Genomic DNA, 21792 nt, shown 5'->3' with positions numbered 1-21792 from the left:
CGCCACGCCCCTGTGGCACCCCCCGTCACACCCCCGCGTACCCCTCGTTCGGACCACAACCGCGCGGTGTCGACCGCTCGGGTGTGAAACTTGATCGACTCTGCGGGTTAACGACGATGGTCTTGCCCCTGTGTGGGACGGGGCTTAGGTTCTCCTCCTACGCACCGCTTCTACGGGCGTAGAGCTATCGCCGCCCGCCGAAGGAGCAGCCCGTGGCCAGAGTCGTACGCGCCGCACTTGTCCAGGCGACCTGGACCGGCGACACCGAATCAATGATCGCCAAACATGAGGAGCACGCCCGCGAGGCGGCCCGGCAGGGCGCACAGATCATCGGCTTCCAGGAAGTGTTCAACGCGCCCTATTTCTGCCAGGTGCAGGAGCCGGAGCACTACCGCTGGGCCGAGCCCGTTCCCGACGGCCCGACCGTCAGCAGAATGCGAGAGCTGGCCAGGGAGACCGGAATGGTCATCGTGGTCCCGGTCTTCGAGATCGAGGGATCCGGCTTCTACTACAACACCGCGGCGGTGATCGACGCGGACGGCTCGTACCTCGGCAAGTACCGCAAACACCACATCCCGCAGGTCAAGGGCTTCTGGGAGAAGTACTACTTCAAGCCGGGCAACGCGGGCTGGCCGGTCTTCGACACCGCTGCCGGCCGGATCGGTGTCTACATCTGCTACGACCGCCACTTCCCCGAGGGCTGGCGCCAGCTCGGGCTGAACGGCGCGCAGCTCGTCTACAACCCCTCCGCCACCTCCCGCGGTCTCTCCGCCTATCTGTGGCAGCTCGAACAGCCCGCCGCGGCCGTCGCCAACGAGTACTTCATCGCGGCGATCAACCGGGTCGGCCAGGAGGAGTACGGCGACAACGACTTCTACGGAACGAGCTACTTCGTCGACCCGCGAGGCCAGTTCGTCGGCGACACCGCCGACGACAAGACCGAGGAACTCCTCGTCAGGGACCTGGACTTCGGGCTGATCGACGAGGTGCGCCAGCAGTGGGCGTTCTACCGGGACCGCCGCCCCGACGCGTACGAAGGACTGGTGAAGCCGTGACGCAGCCGCCCGCCGACGAACTGTACGGCCGCCACCGCGCCGTGCTCCCCGACTGGCTGACGCTCTACTACGACCGCCCCGTCGAGATCACCCACGGCGAGGGCCGCCATGTCTGGGACTCCGAGGGCAATCGCTATCTGGACTTCTTCGGCGGCATCCTCACCACCATGACCGCCCACGCGCTCCCCGAGGTCACCAAGGCGGTGAGCGAGCAGGCCGGACGGATCATCCACTCCTCCACGCTCTATCTCAACCGCCCGATGGTGGAACTCGCCGAGCGGATCGCCGCCCTGTCCGGCATCCCGGACGCCCGGGTCTTCTTCACCACCTCGGGCACCGAGGCCAATGACACCGCGCTGCTGCTGGCGACCGCGTACCGCGCCTCGAACCAGATCCTGGCGATGCGCAACAGCTACCACGGCCGGTCCTTCTCCACGGTCTCCGTCACCGGCAACCGCGGCTGGTCGCCCACGAGCCTCTCCCCGCTCCAGACGCTGTACGTGCACGGCGGTGTGCGCAGCCGCGGTCCGTACGCGGGCCTCACCGACGAGCGGTTCATCGAGGCCTGCGTCGCCGATCTGGAGGATCTGCTCGGGCACACCCGCGCGCCCGCCGCGCTGATCGCCGAACCCATCCAGGGCGTCGGCGGCTTCACCGCCCCTCCGGACGGGCTGTACGCGGCGTTCCGCCGGGTCCTCGACCGGCACGGCATCCTGTGGATCAGCGACGAGGTGCAGACCGGCTGGGGCAGGTCCGGTGAGCACTTCTGGGGCTGGCAGGCACACGCCGAGAACGGCCCGCCGGACATGCTCACCTTCGCGAAGGGCATCGGCAACGGAATGTCGATCGGCGGGGTCGTCGCCCGCGCCGAGATCATGAACTGCCTTGACGCCAACTCGATTTCGACGTTCGGCGGCAGCCCCGTCACCATGGCGGCCGGCCTCGCCAACCTCTCGTACGTACTGGAGCACGACCTCCAGGGCAATGCCCGCCGGGTCGGCGGACTGCTGATCGAGCGGCTGCGCGCGATCGGTGCCTGCGTCGACTCCGTACGCGAAGTGCGCGGCCGGGGACTGATGATCGGTATCGAACTGGTCAGTCCCAGCACCGGCGAAGCGGCCCCGGAGACGGCCGCGGCCGTGCTCGAGGCCGCGCGCGAGGGCGGGCTGCTGATCGGCAAGGGCGGCGGCCACAACACCAGCGTGCTGCGGATCGCGCCCCCGCTCACCCTGACCGTGGCGGAGGCGGAAGAGGGCGCCGCGATTCTCGAACAGGCCCTGCGCGGCGCGTAGTCCGGGGTCCGGCCCGGTGACCGCTTCGTAAGTGCCGGGTCGTTCTCACAGCCCGGTCGTTCTCACAGCCCGATCGTTTCCGGAAGCCCGTTCGTCCAGAAGGCCGTTCACAGAGGGAGGGCGCCAGCACCATGAGCAGTACTCGCACCCTGATCCACGGCGGGCTCGTCATCACCGCCTCCGACGAGACCCGCGCCGATGTACTGATCGAGGACGGCCGGATCGTCGCACTCGCGGCGCACGGCTCGGGCCTGGCGGAGGGCTGGAGCGCCGGCCGTACGATCGACGCCACCGGCAAGTACGTCATCCCGGGCGGGGTCGACGCCCACACCCATATGGAGCTGCCGTTCGGCGGCACCTTCGCCTCCGACACCTTCGAGACCGGCACCCGGGCCGCCGCCTGGGGCGGCACCACCACCATCGTGGACTTCGCCGTGCAGTCCCCGGGCCGGGCACTGCGCGAGGGTCTCGACGCCTGGTACGCCAAGGCCGACGGACAGTGCGCGATCGACTACGCGTTCCACATGATCATGTCCGATGTGAACGAGAGCTCCCTCAAGGAGATGGACCTCCTGGTCCAGGAGGGCATCACCTCGTTCAAGCTCTTCATGGCCTACCCCGGTGTGTTCTACAGCGACGACGGGCGCATCCTGCGCGCGATGCAGCGCGGCGCGCGGAACGGCGGGCTGATCATGATGCACGCCGAGAACGGCATCGCCATCGATGTCCTGGTCGAACAGGCGCTGGCCGCGGGCCGCACCGACCCCCGCTACCACGGAGAGGTACGGAAGGCCCTGCTGGAGGCCGAGGCCACCCACCGGGCGATCAAGCTCGCGCAGGTCGCGGACGCCCCGCTCTATGTCGTCCATGTCTCGGCGGAGGAAGCCGTCGCCGAACTGGCCGCCGCCCGCGACCAGGGGCTGCCGGTCTTCGGCGAGACCTGCCCGCAGTACCTCTTCCTCTCCACCGACAACCTCGCCGAACCGGACTTCGAGGGCGCCAAATACGTCTGCTCCACGCCGCTGCGGCCCAAGGAGCACCAGGCCGCGCTCTGGCGGGGGCTGCGCACCAACGATCTCCAGGTGGTGTCCACGGACCACTGCCCGTTCTGCTTCGTCGGGCAGAAGGAGCTGGGGCGCGGCGACTTCTCCAAGATCCCCAACGGGCTTCCCGGCGTGGAGAACCGGATGGATCTGCTCCATCAGGCCGTGGTCGAGGGCAGGCTGAGCCGCCGCCGCTGGATCGAGATCGCCTGTGCCACCCCGGCCAGGATGTTCGGTCTCTATCCGCGCAAGGGCACCATCGCGCCGGGCGCCGACGCCGACATCGTCATATACGACCCGGTCGCCGAGCAGACCGTGTCGGCCGAGACGCACCATATGAACGTCGACTACTCCGCGTACGAGGGCAAGCAGCTCACCGGACAGGTGGAGACGGTGCTCTCGCGTGGTGAACTCGTCATCGACCGGCGGGAGTTCACCGGCCGGGCGGGACACGGGCAGTACACCCCACGCGCCACCTGCCAGTACCTCTCCTGACGATCCCAGTACCTCCCCTGCACCTCGCCTCCCCTGCACCTGCCTTCCCTGAACCTCGTCCGACCCCCGAGGAGTGACCCGGCCATGGACTTCGGACTCGTCCTCCAGACCGACCCGCCGTCCTCGGCGGTCGTCGGCCTCATGCGGCGCGCCGAGCGCAACGGCTTCCGGTACGGCTGGACCTTCGACTCCGCCGTGCTCTGGCAGGAGCCGTTCGTCATCTACAGCCGCATTCTGGAGCACACCACCACCCTGACCGTGGGGCCCATGGTCACCAACCCGGGCACCAGGACCTGGGAGGTGACCGCCTCCACGTTCGCCACGCTCAACGAGATGTACGGCAACCGCACCGTGTGCGGGATCGGGCGCGGCGACTCGGCCATGAGGGTCGCGGGCCGCAAACCCACCACCCTGGCCAGGCTGGGGGACGCGATCGAGGCGATCCGCGATCTGGCGGAGGGCCGCGAGGCCACCGTCGACGGGCAGGAGCTGCGGCTGCCCTGGGTACGGGACGGAAAGCTGCCGGTGTGGATGGCCGCGTACGGGCCGAAGGCGCTGGCGCTGGCGGGGCAGAAGGCCGACGGCTTCATCCTCCAGCTCGCGGACCCGTTCCTGACCGAGTGGATGGTCAGGGCGGTCCGTACGGCGGCCTCGGACGCGGGGCGCGACCCGGACTCCGTCACGATCTGTGTCGCGGCGCCCGCCTATGTGAGCGAGGACCTCGCGCACGCGCGCGAGCAGTGCCGCTGGTTCGGCGGGATGGTCGGCAACCATGTCGCGGATCTGGTGGCGCGGTACGGAGAGGGCTCGGGCCTGGTGCCGGAGGCGCTGACCGCGTACATCAAGCAGCGCGAGGGATACGACTACAGCCACCACGGGCGGGCCGGGAATCCGTCCACGGACTTCGTGCCCGACGAGATCGTGGACCGGTTCTGTCTGCTGGGGCCGGCCGAAGCGCATATCGAGAAGCTGAGGGCGCTGCGCGATCTGGGCGTCGACCAGTTCGCCGTCTACAACATGCATGACGCGAAGGAAGCGACGATCGACGCGTACGGCGCCGAGATCATCCCCGCGCTCCGGAGCTGACGCCGGCCGCTGCTCCGACGCCGGCCCTGGGCCTTGGGCGCCGCTTTCCCGGACTGGTCCCGGCCCGCATCCCGCACGGCCTCGTTCGACGTCCCCGATCACCGCTCTCGAACGAAGGGTCCCGCCGCCATGACCGCGACCGTACCGCCCCCGTCCCCAGGAGAACCGATAGCCGATCCCCAGGGCCGCGTCGAACTGCCGCCCGGCGCGCTGCCCGACGACAGCCGTTTCGTCAATGACGATCTGCTGCCCGTTCCGGTCGCCCGCCGCCGCTGGACGACGTACAACTTCGCCGCGCTCTGGGTCGGCATGGCGCACAACATCCCTTCGTGGCTGCTGGCCTCCGGCCTGGTCACCCTGGGGATGGACTGGAAGCAGGCCGTCCTCACGATCGCGCTGGCCAATCTGATCGTCCTCTTCCCGATGCTGCTGACCGGGCACGCCGGACCCAAGTACGGCATTCCGTTCCCGGTGCTGGCGCGTGCCTCGTTCGGGCTGCGCGGCGCCAATCTGCCCGCGCTGATCAGGGCGGCCGTGGCCTGCGCCTGGTTCGGGATCCAGACCTGGATCGGCGGTCAGGGCATCTTCGTACTGCTCGACAGGATCTTCGGCGGCTGGGCGGAGGCGTCGCGGATCGGCGGTCAGCCGTGGACGCTCTGGCTCTGCTTCGTTCTGTTCTGGGTACTCGAACTCGCCATCATCTACCGGGGGATGGACACCCTGCGCCGCTTCGAGAACTGGGCGGCGCCCTTTGTGATCGTCGGCGCGCTGGTGCTCTTCGTCTGGATCAGTGTCAAGGCGGGCGGGCTCGGACCGCTGCTCGACCAGCCGTCGAAGCTGGGCTGGGGCGCCGACTTCTGGCCGGTCTTCTTCCCGTCCCTCATGGGCATGATCGCCTTCTGGTCCACCCTGTCCCTGAACATCCCCGACTTCACCCGCTTCGGCGCGGGCCAACGCGCGCAGATCTGGGGACAGTCGCTCGGCCTGCCGACCACGATGACGGTCTTCGCGCTGCTGTCCGTGTTCGTGACCTCGGGCTCGCAGGCGGTGTACGGGGCGGCCGTCTGGGATCCGGTCGAGCTGGCCGCCAGGACCGACAATGTCTTCGGGCTGGTCTTCGCGCTGGTGACGGTCCTGGTCGCGACGGTCTCGGTCAATATCGCGGCCAATGTGGTCTCGCCCGCGTACGACCTCGCCAATCTCGTACCCAAGCGGATCAACTTCCGTACGGGCGCGCTCATCACGGGCGTGGTCGGCGTCCTGTGCATGCCCTGGAAACTCACCTCCACCCCCGAGCTGTACATCTTCACCTGGCTGGGGCTGGTGGGCGGGCTGCTCGGTACGGTCGCGGGCATCCTGATCGCCGACTACTGGATTGTCCGGCGCACGGTCCTCGACCTCGGGGATCTCTACCGCCCCGGTGGCCGCTACTGGTACGCGAACGGCTGGAACCCCCGGGCGGTGCTGGCCTTCGCCGTCGGCGGGGTGCTGGCCGTGGGCGGCTCGCACTCGGCGCCGGGGAAGGGCCCGTTCCCCGAGGACGGACTGATCCCCTTGCTGAAGCCGCTCGCCGACTACGGCTGGGCGGTGGGTCTCGCGGCCTCGCTGGTGCTGTACGCGGCACTGTCCCTGCCGGGCCGCCGGAGCACGGCGGTCTGACCAGGCCCGCCGCCCGCTGACAGCGGGCCACGGGTCGGCCGGCGGCGACCCGTCGGCCGTTCCGCGGGCCGACCGGGGCCTACCCCCCGGCCGTCCCGCCCGGAGAGGGACGGGGCCTACGGCACCCGGGCCGTCCACTCCGGGGTGCTGAACTTCGTCTCCGCCAGCTCCCTCGCCAGCGCCATCTCCTGGTCCGTGACCTTGCCGTCCGTCAGGCCGTAACGGTCCCGGAAGGAGGCGATCATCCGCTCGATGACCGCCTCGCGCGGCAGTCCGGTCTGGCGCCGCAGGGGGTCGACCCGCTTGGCCGCGCTGCGGGTGCCCTTGTCCGAGAGCTTCTCCCGGCCGATGCGGAGCACATCGAGCATCTTGGCGGCGTCGATGTCGTACGCCATGGTCACATGGTGCAGTACGGCACCCGTCCCGCTGACGACGCGCTTCTGCGCGGCCCCCGCGACCTTGCCGCTGTCCGTGGCGATGTCGTTGAGCGGCTGGTACCAGGCCTTGACGCCCATGTCGCCGAGCGCGCCCAGCACCCAGTCGTCCAGATAGGCGTAACTGTCGGCGAAGGTGAGCCCCTTGACGAGCGAGTCCGGCACCGACAGGGAGTACGTGATGGTGTTGCCGGGTTCGATGAACATGGCGCCCCCTCCCGAGATACGGCGGACCACCGTGATGCCGTGGCGCTCGGCGCCCTCGGGGTCCACCTCGTTCCGCAGGGACTGGAAGCTGCCGATCACCACCGCGGGCGCCGCCCACTCCCAGACCCGCAGCGTCGGCGGGCGCAGTCCGGCCGCGACCTGGGTGGTGATGACCTCGTCGAGCGCCATGTGGAGGGCGGGGGACTGGGGCGGCTCATGGACGAGCTGCCAGTCGTAGTCCGTCCAGTCGGTGGCGTGCGCCAGCGCGCGGCGGACCGCGATGGCGATGCCCTCGGCGGTCAGCCCGTACATCACCGTGCCCTCGGGCAGCGCCGCTTCGACACGGGCGGCGAGACCGGCGGCGTCGGTGTCGGCGGGCGCGCCCTCCAGGGCCCGGTCGATGGCCTCGATCGCCTCGTCGGGCTCCAGGAAGAAGTCGCCGGCGACCCGCACCCGGCGCAGCAGCCCGTCCTCCGTGTCGAGATCGACGACGACGAGCTTGCCGCCGGGGACCTTGTACTCACCGTGCACGGGAAACCTCCGCCTTTGGGGCATGACCTGTGCAAATCGTACTGCTGTCCGGTGTCAAGGCGTGACGAGGTGATAGTCGGAATTTCATGAATGCGCCGCTAATGCGCCCCAATTCGGGCCACAGCGCTCGGCTGAACAGGTGACTCCCTGTCAGTAGCCTTGTGGCGAAATCACCCGGATGGATTACTTCAGCTATGCGCATCGGCGGGCCTGAGAATCCGCGAAGACGCGAGCGAGCCCCTGATCAGGCGGTGCTTTTCGAGCCTGACAGGCTGTGTACGTCAATGACCTTCGGTGTGGCACCGGTGGCGCCGGACCGGCGACCGGGCACCGGACGAGGCCGTTGATATCCCACCTGGCCAGTGGACACAAGAGCTGACTCGCGACCTGCCGCGGTGACGAGGGCCCGGACGCTCCCATCAGCGCTCGGCGACACACCACATCCCGGGCGAGGAAGAAGCTCTCACATGCCCATCACTCCGAACCAAGGATCCAGCGGTGGCGGCACGCCCGTCACCATCACCGGCACCAATCTCACCGGCACCACCGCGGTGCGCTTCGGCACCCGGCTGGCCACCGCCGTCACCAATGTCTCACCCACGCAGGTCACCGCCGTCTCTCCGTCCGGCAGCGGGGCGGTGGGCGTCACGGTCACCACGCCGGGAGGGACGAGCAACCCGATTCCCTTCTTCTACGTCGGCGCGCCCTTCAAGCAGTCCCTGAGTCCGACCTCCGGGTCGACGACGGGCGGCGAGACCGTCACCATCAACGGCACCGGTCTCTCCAGCGCCACCAGCGTCGCCTTCGGCGCCAACACCGCGGTGCCCACCGTGGTGTCGGACAGCCAGATCACCGTGGTCGCCCCGGCCGGCGCGGCCGGCGCCGTGAGCGTCAGCGTCACCACGGCGGGCGGCACCAACAACGGCCTCTCGTACACCTATGTCGCCGCTCCGACGGTGACGGCGGTCGCCCCCGACGAGGGGCCGACGGCGGGCGGTACGGCCGTGACCATCACCGGCACCAACCTCACCAGCACCACCCAGGTGACCTTCGACGGCAACCCGGCTCCCTTCACGGTGATCTCCGACACCTCGGTGTCGGCCGTCACCCCGCCCGGCGCGGCCGGCGCGGTGGATGTCGTCGTCACCAATGACGCGGGCAGCGTGACCTCCACGGACGCGTTCACCTACGTCGCCGGGCCCGGTATCTGACCGAGCCTTCGAGGGCGGCCACTCTCGGGGCCGTCCCCATGCCGAGGCGGACACGGCGCTCCGCGAGGCGCACCTTCCCGCGGGACGCCGACGCCCTGTCCCCCTCCCGAGTCCCCGGCCCGGATCCCCTTCCGGGCCGGGGGCCACGGCCCGCCCGTCCGGAGGCGGGCGATCAGCCATTTCCGGCCCCTTCACGGCTTGCGAGCCCACTCACACCTACGGAGACACCGTGGACAACCGCGATCCCGCCGTGGCGGCGGCGCGGCCGACCGCCACCGCCGCCGCGCCCGTGCTCAACTCGGTCGTACCCAATACGGGTCCTACGGCGGGCAACAACGTCGTGACACTGAACGGCAGCGGTTTCACCGGCGTCACCGCGGTCACCTTCGGCACCGCCGCCGCTCTCCTCTACACCGTCAACACGACGACGCAGATCACCGCGACGGTGCCGCCCGGAACGGGCACCGTCGGAGTCACCGTCAGAACGCCCGGCGGGACCAGCGGCTCCGTCCCCTACACCTATGTGGTGGCGCCCACCCTCACCGCCGTATCGCCCAGCCAGGGCCCGACCTCCGGCGGCACCACGGTCGTCCTCACCGGAACCGCCCTCACCGGCGCCACGGCCGTGACCTTCGGGGGCACCGCCGCCACCAGTTTCGTCGTCAACTCCGCCACCCAGATCACCGCCGTCTCACCGGCCGGATCGGGCGCGGTACCCATCACCGTCACCACAGCGGGCGGCACCTCCGGGCCCGTCTACTTCTTCTATGTGAGCGCGCCCTACCTGGTCGACATCTCGCCCGGTCAGGGCCCGGCGTCCGGCGGCACCACCGTCGTGCTGACCGGGGCCGGCCTGACCGGTGCCACGGCCGTCACCTTCGGCGCCACCCCGGCCGCCGGCTTCGCGGTCACCTCCTCCGCGCAGATCACCGCCGTCGCACCGGCGGGTGCGGGGTCGGTCGCCGTCACCGTCACGGGACCCGGCGGCGTCAGCAACCCGCTCACCTACACCTATGTCGCGCTCCCGGTCCTCAGCGCCCTCTCCCCGGCCCAGGGGCCGACGAGCGCCGGGGCAGGGGTGACCCTCATCGGCAGCGGTCTGACCACCACGACGGCGGTCCGCTTCGGTACGGCGTCCGCGGCGTTCACCGTGCTGTCCGACACCACCATCGCCGCGCTCGCTCCGGCGGGCACCACGGGTTCCGTTTCCGTCAATGTCACCTCGGCCGGCGGTACCAGCAACTCCCTCACCTATACGCGAGTTGGGGTGCCCATGATTTAGCGCGTGCGCGGATTCCGTATACGTACCGAGTCCGTATACGCGCCGAGTTCGTATGCACGCCGAGTCCGTAGGCACAAAGAAGAGAATTCCTCTCCTTCTGCTGACCCATTCGACCGGAGTGGGCCGACCGCGCCAATGCCTCCCGGGAACAGCGGGACTCCGGGCGTAGGGTGACGCTCTCCGACCCGCCGCCCCCTGTGGCGGGTCTCTGCCCTTTCGGCGATCAAGGAGTGGAAGCAGTGGGACATCGGAAAGAACGGAAAGCCTGGAGAATGGCCACCGTCGCGGCGTTCGCCGCGGTGGTGGCCTTCGCCGCGCCGGCGGCGGCGGCCGTGCCGTCCACGACCACGGTCCAGGCGACGCCGTCCTCGGCGACCGTCGGGCAACCGGTGCAGCTCACCGCGACGGTGACCTGCGAGGGCGACCCCAGTGGCGGCCTCGGTATGACGTTCTTCGACGGTGGGGACATCCTGAACACCGTGCCCGTCGGAGCGGACGGGCAGGCGAATTACACGGCGAGTTTCACCACCACCGGAAGTCACACCATCACGGCCGCGTACAACGGCAATGACAATTGCGGCGCTTCGAACGACGAGACGACCGTCGTGGTGTCGACGGCACCGGTGCCGCCCACGCCCCCGAACCGCCCCTGTCTTCTTGTCTGCGGCAGCCTGATCAATTTCAGCACGGGCAACATCCACAACGAGATCAACATCTATTAGCGGGCGGCCCCGCCGGGGCGCCGCCACCGAGGGAGGACGCGTTTTCCGCGTCCTCCCTCCGCTTATTTCCGGCTCTCCTCACCGCCGTCGCTCCGCTCGCGCCCGATACCCTGCTGGGCGCGACCGGTCCGTCCCGACAGTGAGGTGGCATCCGTATGTTCACGACCCGGCCGACCCTTCAGGGCACCTTCGGCATGGTCTCCTCCACCCACTGGCTCGCCTCGCAGTCCGCGATGGCCGTCCTGGAGGACGGCGGCAACGCCTTTGACGCCGCCGTCGCCGCGGGCTTCGTTCTCCATGTCGTCGAGCCGCATCTCAACGGCCCCGGCGGCGAGGTGCCGATCATCCTGGCGCCCGCGGGCGGCGAGGTCCGGGTGCTCTGCGGCCAGGGCCCCGCGCCCGCGGGCGCGACCATCGCCCACTACCGCTCCCTCGGCCTCGAACTGGTCCCCGGCACCGGCCCGTTGGCCGCCGCCGTGCCCGGCGCCTTCGACGCCTGGATGCTGCTGCTGCGCGACCACGGCACCAAGTCCCTGGCCCAGGTGCTCCGTTACGCCGTCGAGTACGCCGAGGACGGCCACCCGCCCGTCGAACGGGTCGCCGAGACCGTGGAGTCGGTCCGGGAGCTCTTCGAGACCGAGTGGACCTCGTCCGCCGATGTCTACCTCCCCAGCGGCAAGGCACCGGCGCCGGGGGAGCTGTTCCGCAACCCCGCCCTCGCCGCGACCTGGCGCCGGCTGATCGCCGAGGCCCGGGCCGTGGGCGGCGGAGACCGGGTCGCCGAGATCGAGGCCGCCCGTACGGTGTGGCGCGAGGGGTTCGTCGCGGAGGCGCTGCTGCGCCAGGCCGCCCGCCCCACCATGGACACCAGCGGTTCCCGCCACACGGGCACCCTCACCGCGGCCGATCTCGCCGACTGGTCGGCCGCGTACGAGGCACCTGCCACGTACGAGTGGAACGGCTGGACCCTCTGCAAGGCGGGCGCCTGGAGCCAGGGCCCGGTCTTCCTGCAGCAGCTCGCCCTGCTGCCGTCCCGGGTGGCGGAACTGCCCGCGTACGGCTCGGCGGAGTACGTGCACCGGCTCATCGAGGGCTGCAAGCTGGCGATGGCCGACCGGGAGGCCTGGTACGGCGACGCCGCCGAGGCGCCGCTCGCCGCGCTGCTCTCGGAGCCGTACAACACCGCGCGCCGCGCGCTCATCGGTGAGCGCGCCTCGTACGAGCTGCGCCCCGGCAGCCCGGAAGGACGGGAGCCGGTCCTCAGCGCCCATGCCACCGCCGTCGCCGCCGGTGAGCCCGGTTTCGACCCGCTGGGCCTGCCGGCCGCGGGCGCCGGCGAGCCGACCGTCGCCAGGGACGGGGCCACCCGGGGCGACACCTGCCATCTCGACATCGTCGACCGCTGGGGCAATATGGTCGCCGCCACGCCGAGCGGCGGCTGGCTCCAGTCCAACCCGGTCGTGCCCGAACTGGGCTTTCCGCTGGGCACCAGGCTCCAGATGGCCTGGCTGGACCCCGGCCTGCCGAACTCACTGACCCCGGGACGCCGTCCACGTACCACCCTCACCCCGTCGCTCGCGCTGCGTGAGGGCGTACCTGTGCTGGCGTTCGGCACGCCCGGCGGCGACCAGCAGGACCAGTGGCAGTTCCACTTCTTCCTGGCGCTCGCCCTGCGGGCGCGGGTCCGCGGCGGATTCGACCTCCAGGGCGCCATCGACGCGCCCAACTGGCACAACGACAGCTTCCCGGGCTCCTTCTTCCCGCGCGGGATGCGACCGGGCAGCGTGACCGTCGAGGCGGGCACGGACCCGGAGGTCGTCGAGGGGCTGCGGCGGCGCGGCCATGAGGTGACCGTCGGCGAGCCCTGGTCGGAAGGGCGGCTGTGCGCGGTCGCCAGGGACCCGGAGACGGGCGTCCTGTCGGCCGCCGCGAACCCGCGTGGCATGCAGGGTTACGCCGTAGGGCGCTGAGAGTCCGCCGAGCCGTCACCCGGCCCGCCCTCCGGATTGTCAGAGGCGCGTGATTGGCTGGGAAGCATGATCGATGACTCTGTGTACGGAACGGTCCCCCTGCGAGGCGCGCCCTCGCCGGGGGACGGGGTGCCCGCCGGGCCCCGGGTGTCGGCCGTGGAGGCGGCGGTGCGGGCGGCGGCCGCCGCCGAGATCATGCCGCGCTTCCGGCAGCTCGCCGCGCACGAGATCAGCGAGAAGAGCGGTCCGCACGACCTGGTGACGACCGCGGACCGGCGCGCGGAGGAACATCTCGCCGCCGCGCTGACCGCGCTGCTGCCCGGCTCCGTGGTGGTCGGCGAGGAGGCGGTCCACGCCGACCCGGCCGTGTATGACGCGCTGCGCGGGAACGCGCCCGTGTGGATCGTCGACCCGGTCGACGGCACCCGCCAGTTCGTCCACGGAGAGCCCGGCTTCTGCACGCTCGTCGCGCTGGCCCAGGGCGGCGAGGTGCTGGCGTCCTGGACGTACGCGGCGGCGCTGGACGAGATGGCGATCGCCGTCCGCGGCCGGGGCTCCACGCTCAACGGTGTCCCGCTGCGCGCCGGAGCGCCCGCGCCCGGCGCGCCGCTGGAGATCGCGATGTCCCACCCCGACTACACCAGCGACGAACAGAAGCGCGCCCTCCTGGGCCTCTACACCGACGGCATCAGCACCCGCGCGTGCGGCTCGGCGGGACTCGAATACCTGGCCGTCGCCCGGGGCGCGCTCGACGCGGTGGCCTTCAACTGGGAACTGGCCTGGGACCATGCGGCGGGCCTCCTCCTGGTGACGGAGGCGGGCGGCGCCCAGACCACCCTCACGGGCGAGCCGTTCCGCATCACGGGCGGCAACGCGCTCCCCTTCACAGCGGCCCGCGACACCACCACGGCCCAGCGCATACGCGAAAAACTCCTGTCCGGCACCTGACCCCCGAGCGCCCGCCGACCCAGGCCTGAACAACCCGGGCCTGACGACATCAGGACTCCAGGACGGCTCGTACCTCCCGCACCAGATTCCCGGCCGTCTCCACCGCGTCCCCGTCCAGGCCCCTCAGCGCCCGCGCGATCCGCCCGGCGAAATCCGGTGGCGTGTCCGGGAGAGCGGACGCCACGGCGGTCGCGCCCTTCTCGTTGAGGCACCAGACACGGTGGTGCGCGAGCAGGGCCTGTACGAGCACGCCGAAGGCCCGGGACAGACAGAGCGAGACATGGAGGACGTCGCCCGCGCCCGCCGACTTACGGGCCGCCGCGACGGAGAAGTCCGCCTCCCAGGCCGCCGCGGCGATCGCCGTCCGCAGCCGCTCCGGGTAGTGCCGGGTCGCGTCCCGCAGCGCCGTCAACTCGCCCGAGGGGTCGGCCAGTACGCGGCAGAGGGCGACCTCGCCGGCGTACGCGGGCGACCAGAACCCGAGCGGGTGGCCCGGCTGCGTACCGATCTCGAACCGGCCCTCGCGGCACTGCTCCCAGACCCGTTCCACCCGGTCCAGATCCCGCAGGATCCAGTCCACGGCGACCCCGTCGACCCGCAGCCACGCGCCGCCGTTGACCCAGGGCCCCCACTGCCCGGGGCCCGCCACCTCCACCGGCGAGTCCGCCACCTCCGAGGCCAGCGCGGTCAGTGCTGGTACGTCGATCTCGCCGCGGTAGTAGACGCCCAGGTCCCAGTCGGAGTCTGGGCGGTGGCTGCCGCGGGCGCGGCTGCCGCCGAGTGCGACGGCGCGTACGCCCCGTACGGCCGTGAGCCGGGTCGCTGTCGTGGCGAGGGTGTGGGGCAGAAGGGTGTCCGGTGGTGGGTTCATCGTCGCGGACAGTACCCGCCCTCGGGCTGTCGGTGGGCGGGAATATCCTGGGGCTTCTTGCCATCGGCTACGAAGGAGTCCGAAGGTGACGTCGATGCTCGATGCAGTCGTCGTGGGGGCGGGACCCAACGGGCTGACCGCCGCGGTCGAGCTGGCCAGGCGGGGGTTCTCGGTGGCCGTGTTCGAGGCCAGGGACACCGTCGGCGGGGGCGCCAGGACCGAAGAGCTGACCCTGCCCGGATTCCGGCACGACCCCTGCTCCGCCGTGCACCCGCTGGGTATCGGCTCGCCCGTCTTCGCGACGATGCCCCTCGGCCGGTACGGGCTCGACTGGCTGCACCCCGAGCTGCCCATGGCGCACCCCTTCGACGACGGCACGGCCGCCGTGCTGTCCCGCTCGGTCGCCGAGACGGCCGCGTCCTTCGGCCCGCGCGACGCCGGGGCGTACCGCCGTCTGGTCGCCCCCTTCCTCGGCAAGTGGGACACCCTCGCCCGGGACTTCATGTCCCTGCCGCTGACCGCGCTGCCGCGCGATCCGGTCACCCTGGCCCGCTTCGGGCTGGCCGGGCTGCCGCCCTCGACCTGGCTGGCGCGCCGCTTCCACGACGAGAAGGCGCGGGCGCTGTTCGCCGGTCTTGTCGCCCATGTCATCGCGCCGCTGAACGGCTTCGCCACCGGCGCCGTCGGACTGATCTTCGCGCTCGCCGCGCACGCCGGCGGCTGGCCCGCCGCGCGCGGCGGCTCCCAGTCGATCTCCGACGCGCTCGCCGCGTACCTCCGCGACCTGGGCGGCGCGGTCCACACCGGATACGAGGTCAAGCGCCTGGACGACCTGCCGCCGGCCCGTGCCTATGTCTTCGACACCTCGCCGACCGCGCTGGCCCGTATCGCGGGCCTCGGCCGCGCGTACGACGGCTACCGCTACGGGGCGAGCGTCTTCAAGATCGACTACGCGCTGGACGGGCCGGTGCCCTGGACCGCCGAGGAGCCCCGCCGGGCCGGCACCGTCCAGATCGGCCCCACCAGCGGGGAGATCGGCACGGCCCTGCGCCAGGCGGCGGGCGGGCAGCCGCCCACGACCCCGTTCCTGATCGCCGCCCAGCCCAGTCTGGCCGATCCTTCTCGGGCGCCCGAGGGCCAACAGGTCTTCTGGGTGTACGGTCATGTCCCCAACGGCTGGCAGGGCGACCTCACCGACGCGGTCGAGCGCCAGCTCGAACGCTTCGCCCCCGGCTTCCGTGACCGCGTGCTGGCCCGCGCGACCGCGGGCCCGCCCGAGCTCGCCGCCCGTAACGCCAACTACGTCGGCGGCGACATCGCGTGCGGTGCCGCCTCGGGGCTCCAACTGCTCCTGCGCCCCAAGATCTCCCTCACCCCCTACGCCACCGCGCACCCCGCCGTCTTCATCTGCTCCTCCGCGACCCCGCCCGGCCCCGGAGTCCACGGGATGTCCGGGCACAACGCGGCGAAAGCGGTCTGGCGGCGGCTGCGCGCGACCTGAGGAAGCCACCGATATGGCAACCCTGACCCTTGTCCGCGGAGACATCACCGATCAGCGCGTGGACGCCATCGTCAACGCCGCGAACTCGTCACTGCTCGGCGGTGGCGGTGTCGACGGCGCGATCCACCGCCGGGGCGGCCCCGAGATCCTCGCCGAATGCCGCGCCCTGCGCGCCTCGCACTACGGACGCGGCCTCCCCACCGGCAAGGCCGTCGCCACCACCGCCGGCCGCCTCGAAGCCAAGTGGGTGATCCACACGGTGGGCCCGGTGTACCAGGTCTCGGGCGGCGACGACGCGCTGCTTGCCTCCTGCTACCGGGAGTCCCTCCGGGTCGCCGACGTCTTCGGCGCGCGAACGGTCGCGTTTCCAGCCATCTCCGCCGGTGCCTACGGATGGCCGATGGAGGTCGCCGCCCGTGTCGCGGTGGAGACGGTACGAGCCACGGAGACGGAGGTCGAGGAGATCAGATTCGTCCTCTTCGACGAGCAGGCGTACGCCGCGTTCGCCGCGCAGCTCCGTTGACGGAACCGCGGCCGGGTGCTGGGTGCCACGATCCCGCGTTGTCAGCCCCGGTCCCGCGTTGTCACTCGGCGGGCACGGTGAGCGCGAGCTTGCCCGTGACACGGCCGTCGAGGAGGTGCCGGACGGCTGCCGCGGTCTCGGCGAGCGGGTACACCCGGTCCACGACAGGGCTGAGCGCGCCCGTGTCGATGAGAGCGGTCAGGTCGCGTAGCCCGTCGGCGTGTTCGGATGAGATGAACGTACCCAGGTGCGTCCCCGTGAACGGGGACAGCATCTGGGCACGGAGCTGCCGATCAGCACCGCCGAGCCAGACGCCGTTCGTCTCACCGCCGGTGATGATCAGCCTGCCGCGGGGTGTGAGCGCGCGGCGCAGATCCCGAAGACTGCGGTTGCCCGCGATGTCGATGATGGCGTCGTGTCGATGATGGCGTCGTAGCGTCGCGGACCGGCGAGAAAGTCTTCGCGGGTGTAGTCGATGACGTGATCGGCACCCAACGCCCGTACGGCGCAGAGCTTGGGAGTGCTCGCGACGGCCGTGACCCGGGCACCGGTCGCGTGGGCGAGCTGGACGGCGAAGGTGCCCACGCCGCCGGCGGCTCCCGTGATCAGGACCTGCTGGCCTTCCTCGACCTTGCCGTGGTCGCGAACCGCCTGCAACGAGGTGAGCGCACTGACGGGGACCGTCGCCGCCTCCTCGAAGGTGAGCCCGGCGGGCCTGGGTGCGATCCTTTCGGGCCGGGTGGCGGCGTAGTCGGCGAACGCGGCGACCGCTGTGCCGTACACCTCGTCGCCGGGTGCGAACCCGGTCACGTCGGAGCCGACCACCCCGACTACACCGGCGACGCTGCGGCCGGGGTTGGGGAGCTTCGGCCTGCGCACACCGCTCACGGGCCGGACGAGTCGCGCCGTACGCAGCACGGCTTCCGGCTCGGTGCCGTACCGCTCCTGCACGACGGCCGTCATCGTCTTGGTCCCACCGGCGGTTGCGATCGGCTCGCTCATGTTCCGCATCGTCACTGCTCTCCGGTTCCGTCTCCACGCGAACCGCCCCGGGGACCCTCACCCGCCAGCGGGTGCTGCGCGCCGCCGTCGGAGTCGAGGCGATGTCCCTGTACAACCATGTGGCCAACAAGGAGGACCTGCTCGACGGCATGGTCGACCTGGTCTTCGGTGAGGTCGAACTGCCCACGCCGGGTGGTGAGTGGCGACAGGCGATGCGGCGGCGGGCCATGTCCATGCGTCAGGTGCTGTCCCGCCACCGCTGGGCGATCGCGCTGATGGAGTCACGCTCCAACCCGGACCCCGCCACCCTGCGGCACCATGACGCGGTGCTCGGCTGTCTGCGTCAGGGCGGGCTTTCCCTCACCCTGACCGCCCACGCGGTCTCGGTCCTCGACAGCTTCATCTACGGGTTCGCCATGCAGGAGAAGACCCTGCCCTTCGAAACCCCGGACGAGACCGCCGAACTGGCGGAGTCCATCATGAGCGGTTTCGGCGACGGCGAGTATCCGTACCTCACCGAGATCGCGACCGCTCATGTCTTGCGTCCCGGGTACGCCTACGGCGACGAGTTCGAGTACGGGCTGGACCTGATCCTCAATGGCCCCAGCAAGCGCGGCCTGACAGGCCCACCGGCTCACCGACTCATCCCCATCGGCTCTTCGGCTCTTCGACTCGTCACCGGAGCACGGCGAGGTCAGTGGATCCCGTTCGGCTTACTCAGCCCTGCTTGAGTGCGCGCGCTCATGTCCGGCGAACCCCCGCGCGGCCAATATCGGTCCAGCGGCGCGGTCGAGCGGCGCTGACCAGATCCAGTGCTGAGACAGTTACGGAGAATCCCATGTCCCGACGTATCGCTCTGTCCGTGGCCGCGAGTGTCGTCGTCCTCGGTGGTGCCGGCGCCTTCGTTGTCGCCTATGCGGGGGAGCGGACTCCGGTGCTGGAGCGCAGCACTGCCCGCTACACCGCTCCCGACGGGGACCGCGACGGCTCCCTGGTCTTCGCCACCGACGTCACGGCGTCCTCCGGTGTCAAGAGCGTGAAGGTGCTGGCCTGGCCCCAGGAGTCGCCCTTCGCCGAGAAGGAGCTGACCGCCAAGGACATGGCCGCCGTGGAGTCGGCCGTCTGCAAGCCCGCCGGGAAGGACACCGTGCGCTGCACCTATACCGTCGGGGTCACCGCAGCCGATGCCGAGTCGTCCCCGCGCGGTGCCTGGCACGTCGCTGTCCTGGCCACCGCGCAGGACGGCACCACGACCCTCGATGCCGAGGCGGCCGACTTCACCGTTCGGTGACCCGCTCAAACGTTGCGGTCCGTACATTGACTGGCGCCTCCACGGGCCTTTGGTGAATACTATTCACCAAAGGTGAATTCAGTTCACCTCGACTAGTGGAGTCCCTATGCCAGTCGACACCTCCTCGGCCTTCGAAGCCGCCCTGAAGCGCATCGGAAAAGGCTTGTACGTCAGCCTGACCACGTTCCGCAAGGACGGCCGGGCCGTCGTCACGCCGGTCGGGTGCGTGATCGAAGGCAGCACCCTGTACGTGCTGACCCCGCCCGGCACCGGAAAGGTCAAACGCATCCGCAACAGCGGGCGCGTGACGATCGCGCCCTGCAACGGGCGGGGGACCGTGCCGGTCGGCGCTGCCGAAGTCGAGGGTGTGGCACGTCTTCTGGACGAGCGGGAAATCGCTCGGGTTCAGCACTACATGGTCAAACGGACCTTCCTCTACCGCGTGGTGCGTATCGCCGACCGTGTACTGAGGCGTGAGCGCCGGCTCGTCGCCATCGCGGTGACGGAGTCCTGAGCGACGGCTGCACCAACGACGTCTTCCATCACGAAGGTGTTCGGGGCTACGCGAGGGGTTCGGGGCATGCGCACCGGAGACGAACGCACCCACCGGCGTTCCTCGGGCGGCCCCGTTCTCGCCGGCCGCCCGAGGGAATCCGGGTCACATGTGGACGACGGTCGCGCCCTCGGGAGCGGAGTCGGGCCGACCGCGCCGGAACAGGAGGGCGGCGATGACGGCGCCCACCACGAAGAGTCCCGCCGACCACCAGTAGGCGGTGGAGTAGCTCTCCAACTGGGCCTGGGCCAGATCTGCGGGCGTACGGCCGTGGTCGGCGAGGTAGGCGCCGGCGGCGCCGGCGGCCAGGGTGTTGAGCAGCGCGGTGCCGACGGCTCCGCCCACCTGCTGCATGGTGTTGACGGCGGCACTGGCCGCACCGGCGTCGTGCGTGGTGACCCCGTTGATGCCCAGGCTCATGGCGGCCCTGGGGAATGGGCGGCACTCGACAATAGGCGGGTGCTCACGGAGACGGATCGGCCGGACGCCGTCGCCCAGTGGGCGACGGCGTCCCACAAGACCGACGGACGGCGCTTTCCTCCGTGACTGTCCTCTGTTCTGTCACTGTCCCCTTTTCGGAAGGCGCGCCGCACGGGCCGAAACCCGGCGCCGACGGCAACGTGTATGTCACCGCCTACGAGCGCGGCATGGCCCACGGAGCGTACGTCCGACCGGGCAGCCGCAAAGGAATCCCGCCGGGACACCGCGAAAGCGACAGAGGAGTACACCATGACGACGAGCACGATGCGCGCGATCGCTTCCTACAGGGGACTGCCGGTGGACGACCCGGAGTGCCTCCAGGACGTCGAGGTTCCGACGCCGAAGCTACGGCCCCGCGACATCCTGGTCCGGGTCCATGCGGTGTCGGTGAACCCGGCCGACGTCAAGAGCCGTATCGCGCTCGCACCCACCACCGACCCGCGGATCCTCGGGTTCGACGCGGCAGGCGTGGTGGAGGCCGTCGGCCCGGAGGTGAGCACGGTGTCGGCGGGGGACGAGGTCTGGTACGCGGGTGACATCACCCGCGCCGGGGCCAACGCGGACCTGCACGCCGTGGACGAGCGGATCACCGCCCGCAAGCCCGCTTCCCTGAGCTTCGCCGAGGCGGCCGCCATGCCGCTGACCACGATCACCGCGTGGGAAACGCTCTTCGAGCGATTCAAGCTGACCACCGGCTCCACCGGGACTCTGCTGGCGCTGGGAGGAGCCGGTGGTGTCGGGTCGATCATGATCCAGCTCGCCAAGGAACTCACCGCGCTCCGTGTGCTGGCATCCGCCACCCGGCCGGAGTCACAGAAGTGGGTGAGGCAGCTCGGCGCCGACGGGATCGTCGACCACCACCGTCTCGCGGAGTCCGCCGGCGAGACGGCACCCGAAGGGCTCGACTACCTCTTCACCCCGCACTCGCGCGGCAACATTGAGGCGTTCGCGCGGATCGTACGGCCCTTCGGCCACATCACCGCCATCGACGAGCCCGAGGGACTCGACCTGCTCCCGCTCAAGCCGAAGAGCATCGCCTGGCACTGGGAGCTGATGTTCACCCGGTCCATGTACGAGACCGAGGACATGAACGAACAGGGCAAGCTCCTGGAGACCGTCGCCGGACTGGTCGACGGCAAGCGGATCCGGACGACCCTCACCACGACCGTGAACGACTTCTCCGCCGCCGGCCTGCGCGAGGCCCACCGTCTGGTCGAGTCCGGCCACACCGTCGGCAAGGTCGTCGTCGCCCGCTGAACGCTGAACCCCGCTGGACGCCGAACGATGAAACAGGCTCGGGCGGAGCCGACGACGGGTGAACGCACGGGCCGTACCAGGTCCACCATGACCACCCGTCCAGGGCCATGTCCGCCCGTCAGCTTCCGGTGACGTACCAGCCGAACACCCGTGAACAGCTCATACCCGGCCGGCCCCCGGGTCGAAGACGATGCCGGTCAGCTCCTCGGACCGGCTCCACAGACGCGACGCCACCGCGGCATCCAGACTGATCCGCGGAGGGCGGGCAAGGGCCGGCCGCCCGGAACTGCTGCGCCGCGGACCGTAGTACTGGCCCACCCCCCCGCCGGCCGACCACCCCTGGCGCACCATGCCCCACCACGGGATGACACCCCACATG

20 protein-coding genes and 2 pseudogenes are annotated in these 21792 nt (G+C 70.7%); 16 read left to right on the top strand and 6 right to left on the bottom strand.

Annotation, left to right across the window (positions count from 1 at the left end; all coding sequences use genetic code 11):
- Window positions 1–212 precede the first annotated feature (212 nt).
- The 5 genes from WH07_RS33065 (at window position 213) to WH07_RS33045 (ending at window position 6630) form a co-directional block, all read left to right on the top strand.
- Complete coding sequence (locus WH07_RS33065; protein WP_079023757.1) at window positions 213–1055, top strand: nitrilase-related carbon-nitrogen hydrolase; 843 nt, start codon at window positions 213–215, stop codon at window positions 1053–1055.
- Entirely contained in the window at window positions 1052–2347 is a 1296-nt protein-coding gene (locus WH07_RS33060; RefSeq protein ID WP_046508347.1) for an aspartate aminotransferase family protein, read from the top strand. Before WH07_RS33065 ends, WH07_RS33060 begins: the two co-directional genes overlap by 4 nt.
- 131 nt (window positions 2348–2478) lie before the next feature.
- The gene (hydA, locus tag WH07_RS33055) at window positions 2479–3885 is read left to right on the top strand and encodes a dihydropyrimidinase (RefSeq protein ID WP_046508345.1); all 1407 of its coding nucleotides are present in this window, start codon (window positions 2479–2481) and stop codon (window positions 3883–3885) included.
- Between the two features lie 84 nt (window positions 3886–3969).
- The gene (locus tag WH07_RS33050) at window positions 3970–4971 is read left to right on the top strand and encodes a TIGR03842 family LLM class F420-dependent oxidoreductase (protein WP_046508342.1); all 1002 of its coding nucleotides are present in this window, start codon (window positions 3970–3972) and stop codon (window positions 4969–4971) included.
- Window positions 4972–5100: 129 nt separating this feature from the next.
- A complete protein-coding gene (locus WH07_RS33045) occupies window positions 5101–6630 on the top strand; it encodes an NCS1 family nucleobase:cation symporter-1 (protein ID WP_046508340.1) in 1530 nt (509 codons plus the stop codon).
- A gap of 116 nt (window positions 6631–6746) precedes the next feature.
- Here WH07_RS33045 and WH07_RS33040 read toward each other — a convergent pair whose 3' ends face one another.
- Entirely contained in the window at window positions 6747–7802 is a 1056-nt protein-coding gene (locus WH07_RS33040; RefSeq protein ID WP_046508338.1) for a lipoate--protein ligase family protein, read from the bottom strand.
- 467 nt (window positions 7803–8269) lie between these two features.
- Here WH07_RS33040 and WH07_RS33035 point away from each other — a divergent pair, with 467 nt between their 5' ends.
- The 5 genes from WH07_RS33035 to WH07_RS33015 all read left to right on the top strand — a co-directional run bounded on the left by WH07_RS33035 (window position 8270) and on the right by WH07_RS33015 (window position 13935).
- Entirely contained in the window at window positions 8270–9013 is a 744-nt protein-coding gene (locus tag WH07_RS33035) for an IPT/TIG domain-containing protein (protein ID WP_046508336.1), read from the top strand.
- Between the two features lie 229 nt (window positions 9014–9242).
- Entirely contained in the window at window positions 9243–10295 is a 1053-nt protein-coding gene (locus tag WH07_RS33030) for an IPT/TIG domain-containing protein (RefSeq protein WP_046508334.1), read from the top strand.
- Window positions 10296–10567: 272 nt separating this feature from the next.
- Window positions 10568–11017 (top strand): Ig-like domain-containing protein, encoded by a 450-nt coding sequence (locus WH07_RS38410; RefSeq protein ID WP_079023756.1) that lies wholly within the window; start codon window positions 10568–10570, stop codon window positions 11015–11017.
- 155 nt (window positions 11018–11172) lie between these two features.
- Window positions 11173–12987 carry a gamma-glutamyltransferase family protein gene (locus WH07_RS33020; RefSeq protein WP_046508332.1) on the top strand — a complete coding sequence of 605 codons (1815 nt, stop codon included), beginning with the start codon at window positions 11173–11175 and terminating at the stop codon, window positions 12985–12987.
- A gap of 66 nt (window positions 12988–13053) precedes the next feature.
- Complete coding sequence (locus WH07_RS33015; protein ID WP_046508330.1) at window positions 13054–13935, top strand: inositol monophosphatase family protein; 882 nt, start codon at window positions 13054–13056, stop codon at window positions 13933–13935.
- Between the two features lie 49 nt (window positions 13936–13984).
- Here WH07_RS33015 and WH07_RS33010 read toward each other — a convergent pair whose 3' ends face one another.
- The gene (locus WH07_RS33010; protein WP_046508328.1) at window positions 13985–14806 is read right to left on the bottom strand and encodes a nucleotidyltransferase domain-containing protein; all 822 of its coding nucleotides are present in this window, start codon (window positions 14804–14806) and stop codon (window positions 13985–13987) included.
- Between the two features lie 85 nt (window positions 14807–14891).
- Between WH07_RS33010 and WH07_RS33005 the strand changes: the two genes are divergently transcribed.
- Together WH07_RS33005 and WH07_RS33000 are read left to right on the top strand one after the other, a co-directional pair.
- On the top strand, window positions 14892–16307 hold the full coding sequence (locus WH07_RS33005; protein ID WP_046508327.1) for a phytoene desaturase family protein: 1416 nt from the start codon (window positions 14892–14894) through the stop codon (window positions 16305–16307).
- A gap of 13 nt (window positions 16308–16320) precedes the next feature.
- The gene (locus WH07_RS33000) at window positions 16321–16830 is read left to right on the top strand and encodes an O-acetyl-ADP-ribose deacetylase (protein WP_046508325.1); all 510 of its coding nucleotides are present in this window, start codon (window positions 16321–16323) and stop codon (window positions 16828–16830) included.
- A gap of 61 nt (window positions 16831–16891) precedes the next feature.
- Here WH07_RS33000 and WH07_RS41565 read toward each other — a convergent pair whose 3' ends face one another.
- Window positions 16892–17203 carry a zinc-binding dehydrogenase gene (locus tag WH07_RS41565; RefSeq protein ID WP_232789145.1) on the bottom strand — a complete coding sequence of 104 codons (312 nt, stop codon included), beginning with the start codon at window positions 17201–17203 and terminating at the stop codon, window positions 16892–16894.
- Window positions 17170–17832 (bottom strand): NAD(P)-dependent alcohol dehydrogenase, encoded by a 663-nt coding sequence (locus tag WH07_RS41560; RefSeq protein ID WP_052744639.1) that lies wholly within the window; start codon window positions 17830–17832, stop codon window positions 17170–17172. The genes WH07_RS41565 and WH07_RS41560 overlap by 34 nt, the downstream gene beginning before the upstream one ends.
- Window positions 17833–17903: 71 nt before the next feature.
- Between WH07_RS41560 and WH07_RS32990 the strand changes: the two genes are divergently transcribed.
- The 3 genes from WH07_RS32990 to WH07_RS32980 all read left to right on the top strand — a co-directional run bounded on the left by WH07_RS32990 (window position 17904) and on the right by WH07_RS32980 (window position 19637).
- On the top strand, window positions 17904–18563 hold the full coding sequence (locus WH07_RS32990) for a TetR/AcrR family transcriptional regulator C-terminal domain-containing protein (RefSeq protein WP_232789144.1): 660 nt from the start codon (window positions 17904–17906) through the stop codon (window positions 18561–18563).
- Window positions 18564–18670: 107 nt separating this feature from the next.
- Window positions 18671–19123: a DUF5707 domain-containing protein gene (locus tag WH07_RS32985; protein ID WP_046508323.1), complete on the top strand. Its 453-nt coding sequence runs from the start codon at window positions 18671–18673 to the stop codon at window positions 19121–19123.
- A 106-nt stretch (window positions 19124–19229) separates the two neighbouring features.
- Window positions 19230–19637 (top strand): PPOX class F420-dependent oxidoreductase, encoded by a 408-nt coding sequence (locus WH07_RS32980; RefSeq protein ID WP_046508321.1) that lies wholly within the window; start codon window positions 19230–19232, stop codon window positions 19635–19637.
- Between the two features lie 144 nt (window positions 19638–19781).
- Here WH07_RS32980 and WH07_RS32975 read toward each other — a convergent pair.
- A pseudogene (locus tag WH07_RS32975) lies at window positions 19782–20099 on the bottom strand (MFS transporter); the annotation flags it as partial.
- A 306-nt stretch (window positions 20100–20405) separates the two neighbouring features.
- Here WH07_RS32975 and WH07_RS32970 point away from each other — a divergent pair.
- Window positions 20406–21413, top strand: a complete 1008-nt coding sequence (locus WH07_RS32970; RefSeq protein WP_046508317.1) for a zinc-binding alcohol dehydrogenase family protein — start codon at window positions 20406–20408, stop codon at window positions 21411–21413.
- Between the two features lie 159 nt (window positions 21414–21572).
- On the opposite strand, the pseudogene WH07_RS41555 reads toward WH07_RS32970, so the two are convergent.
- Window positions 21573–21792 (bottom strand): annotated as a pseudogene (locus WH07_RS41555) (hypothetical protein); the annotation flags it as partial.

Origin of the sequence: Streptomyces odonnellii (assembly GCF_000981895.1) — a bacterium.
Lineage (GTDB): Bacteria > Actinomycetota > Actinomycetes > Streptomycetales > Streptomycetaceae > Streptomyces > Streptomyces odonnellii.
The sequence above is the reverse complement of the archived record's forward strand: the minus strand, read 5'-3'. Positions and strand labels throughout refer to the sequence as shown.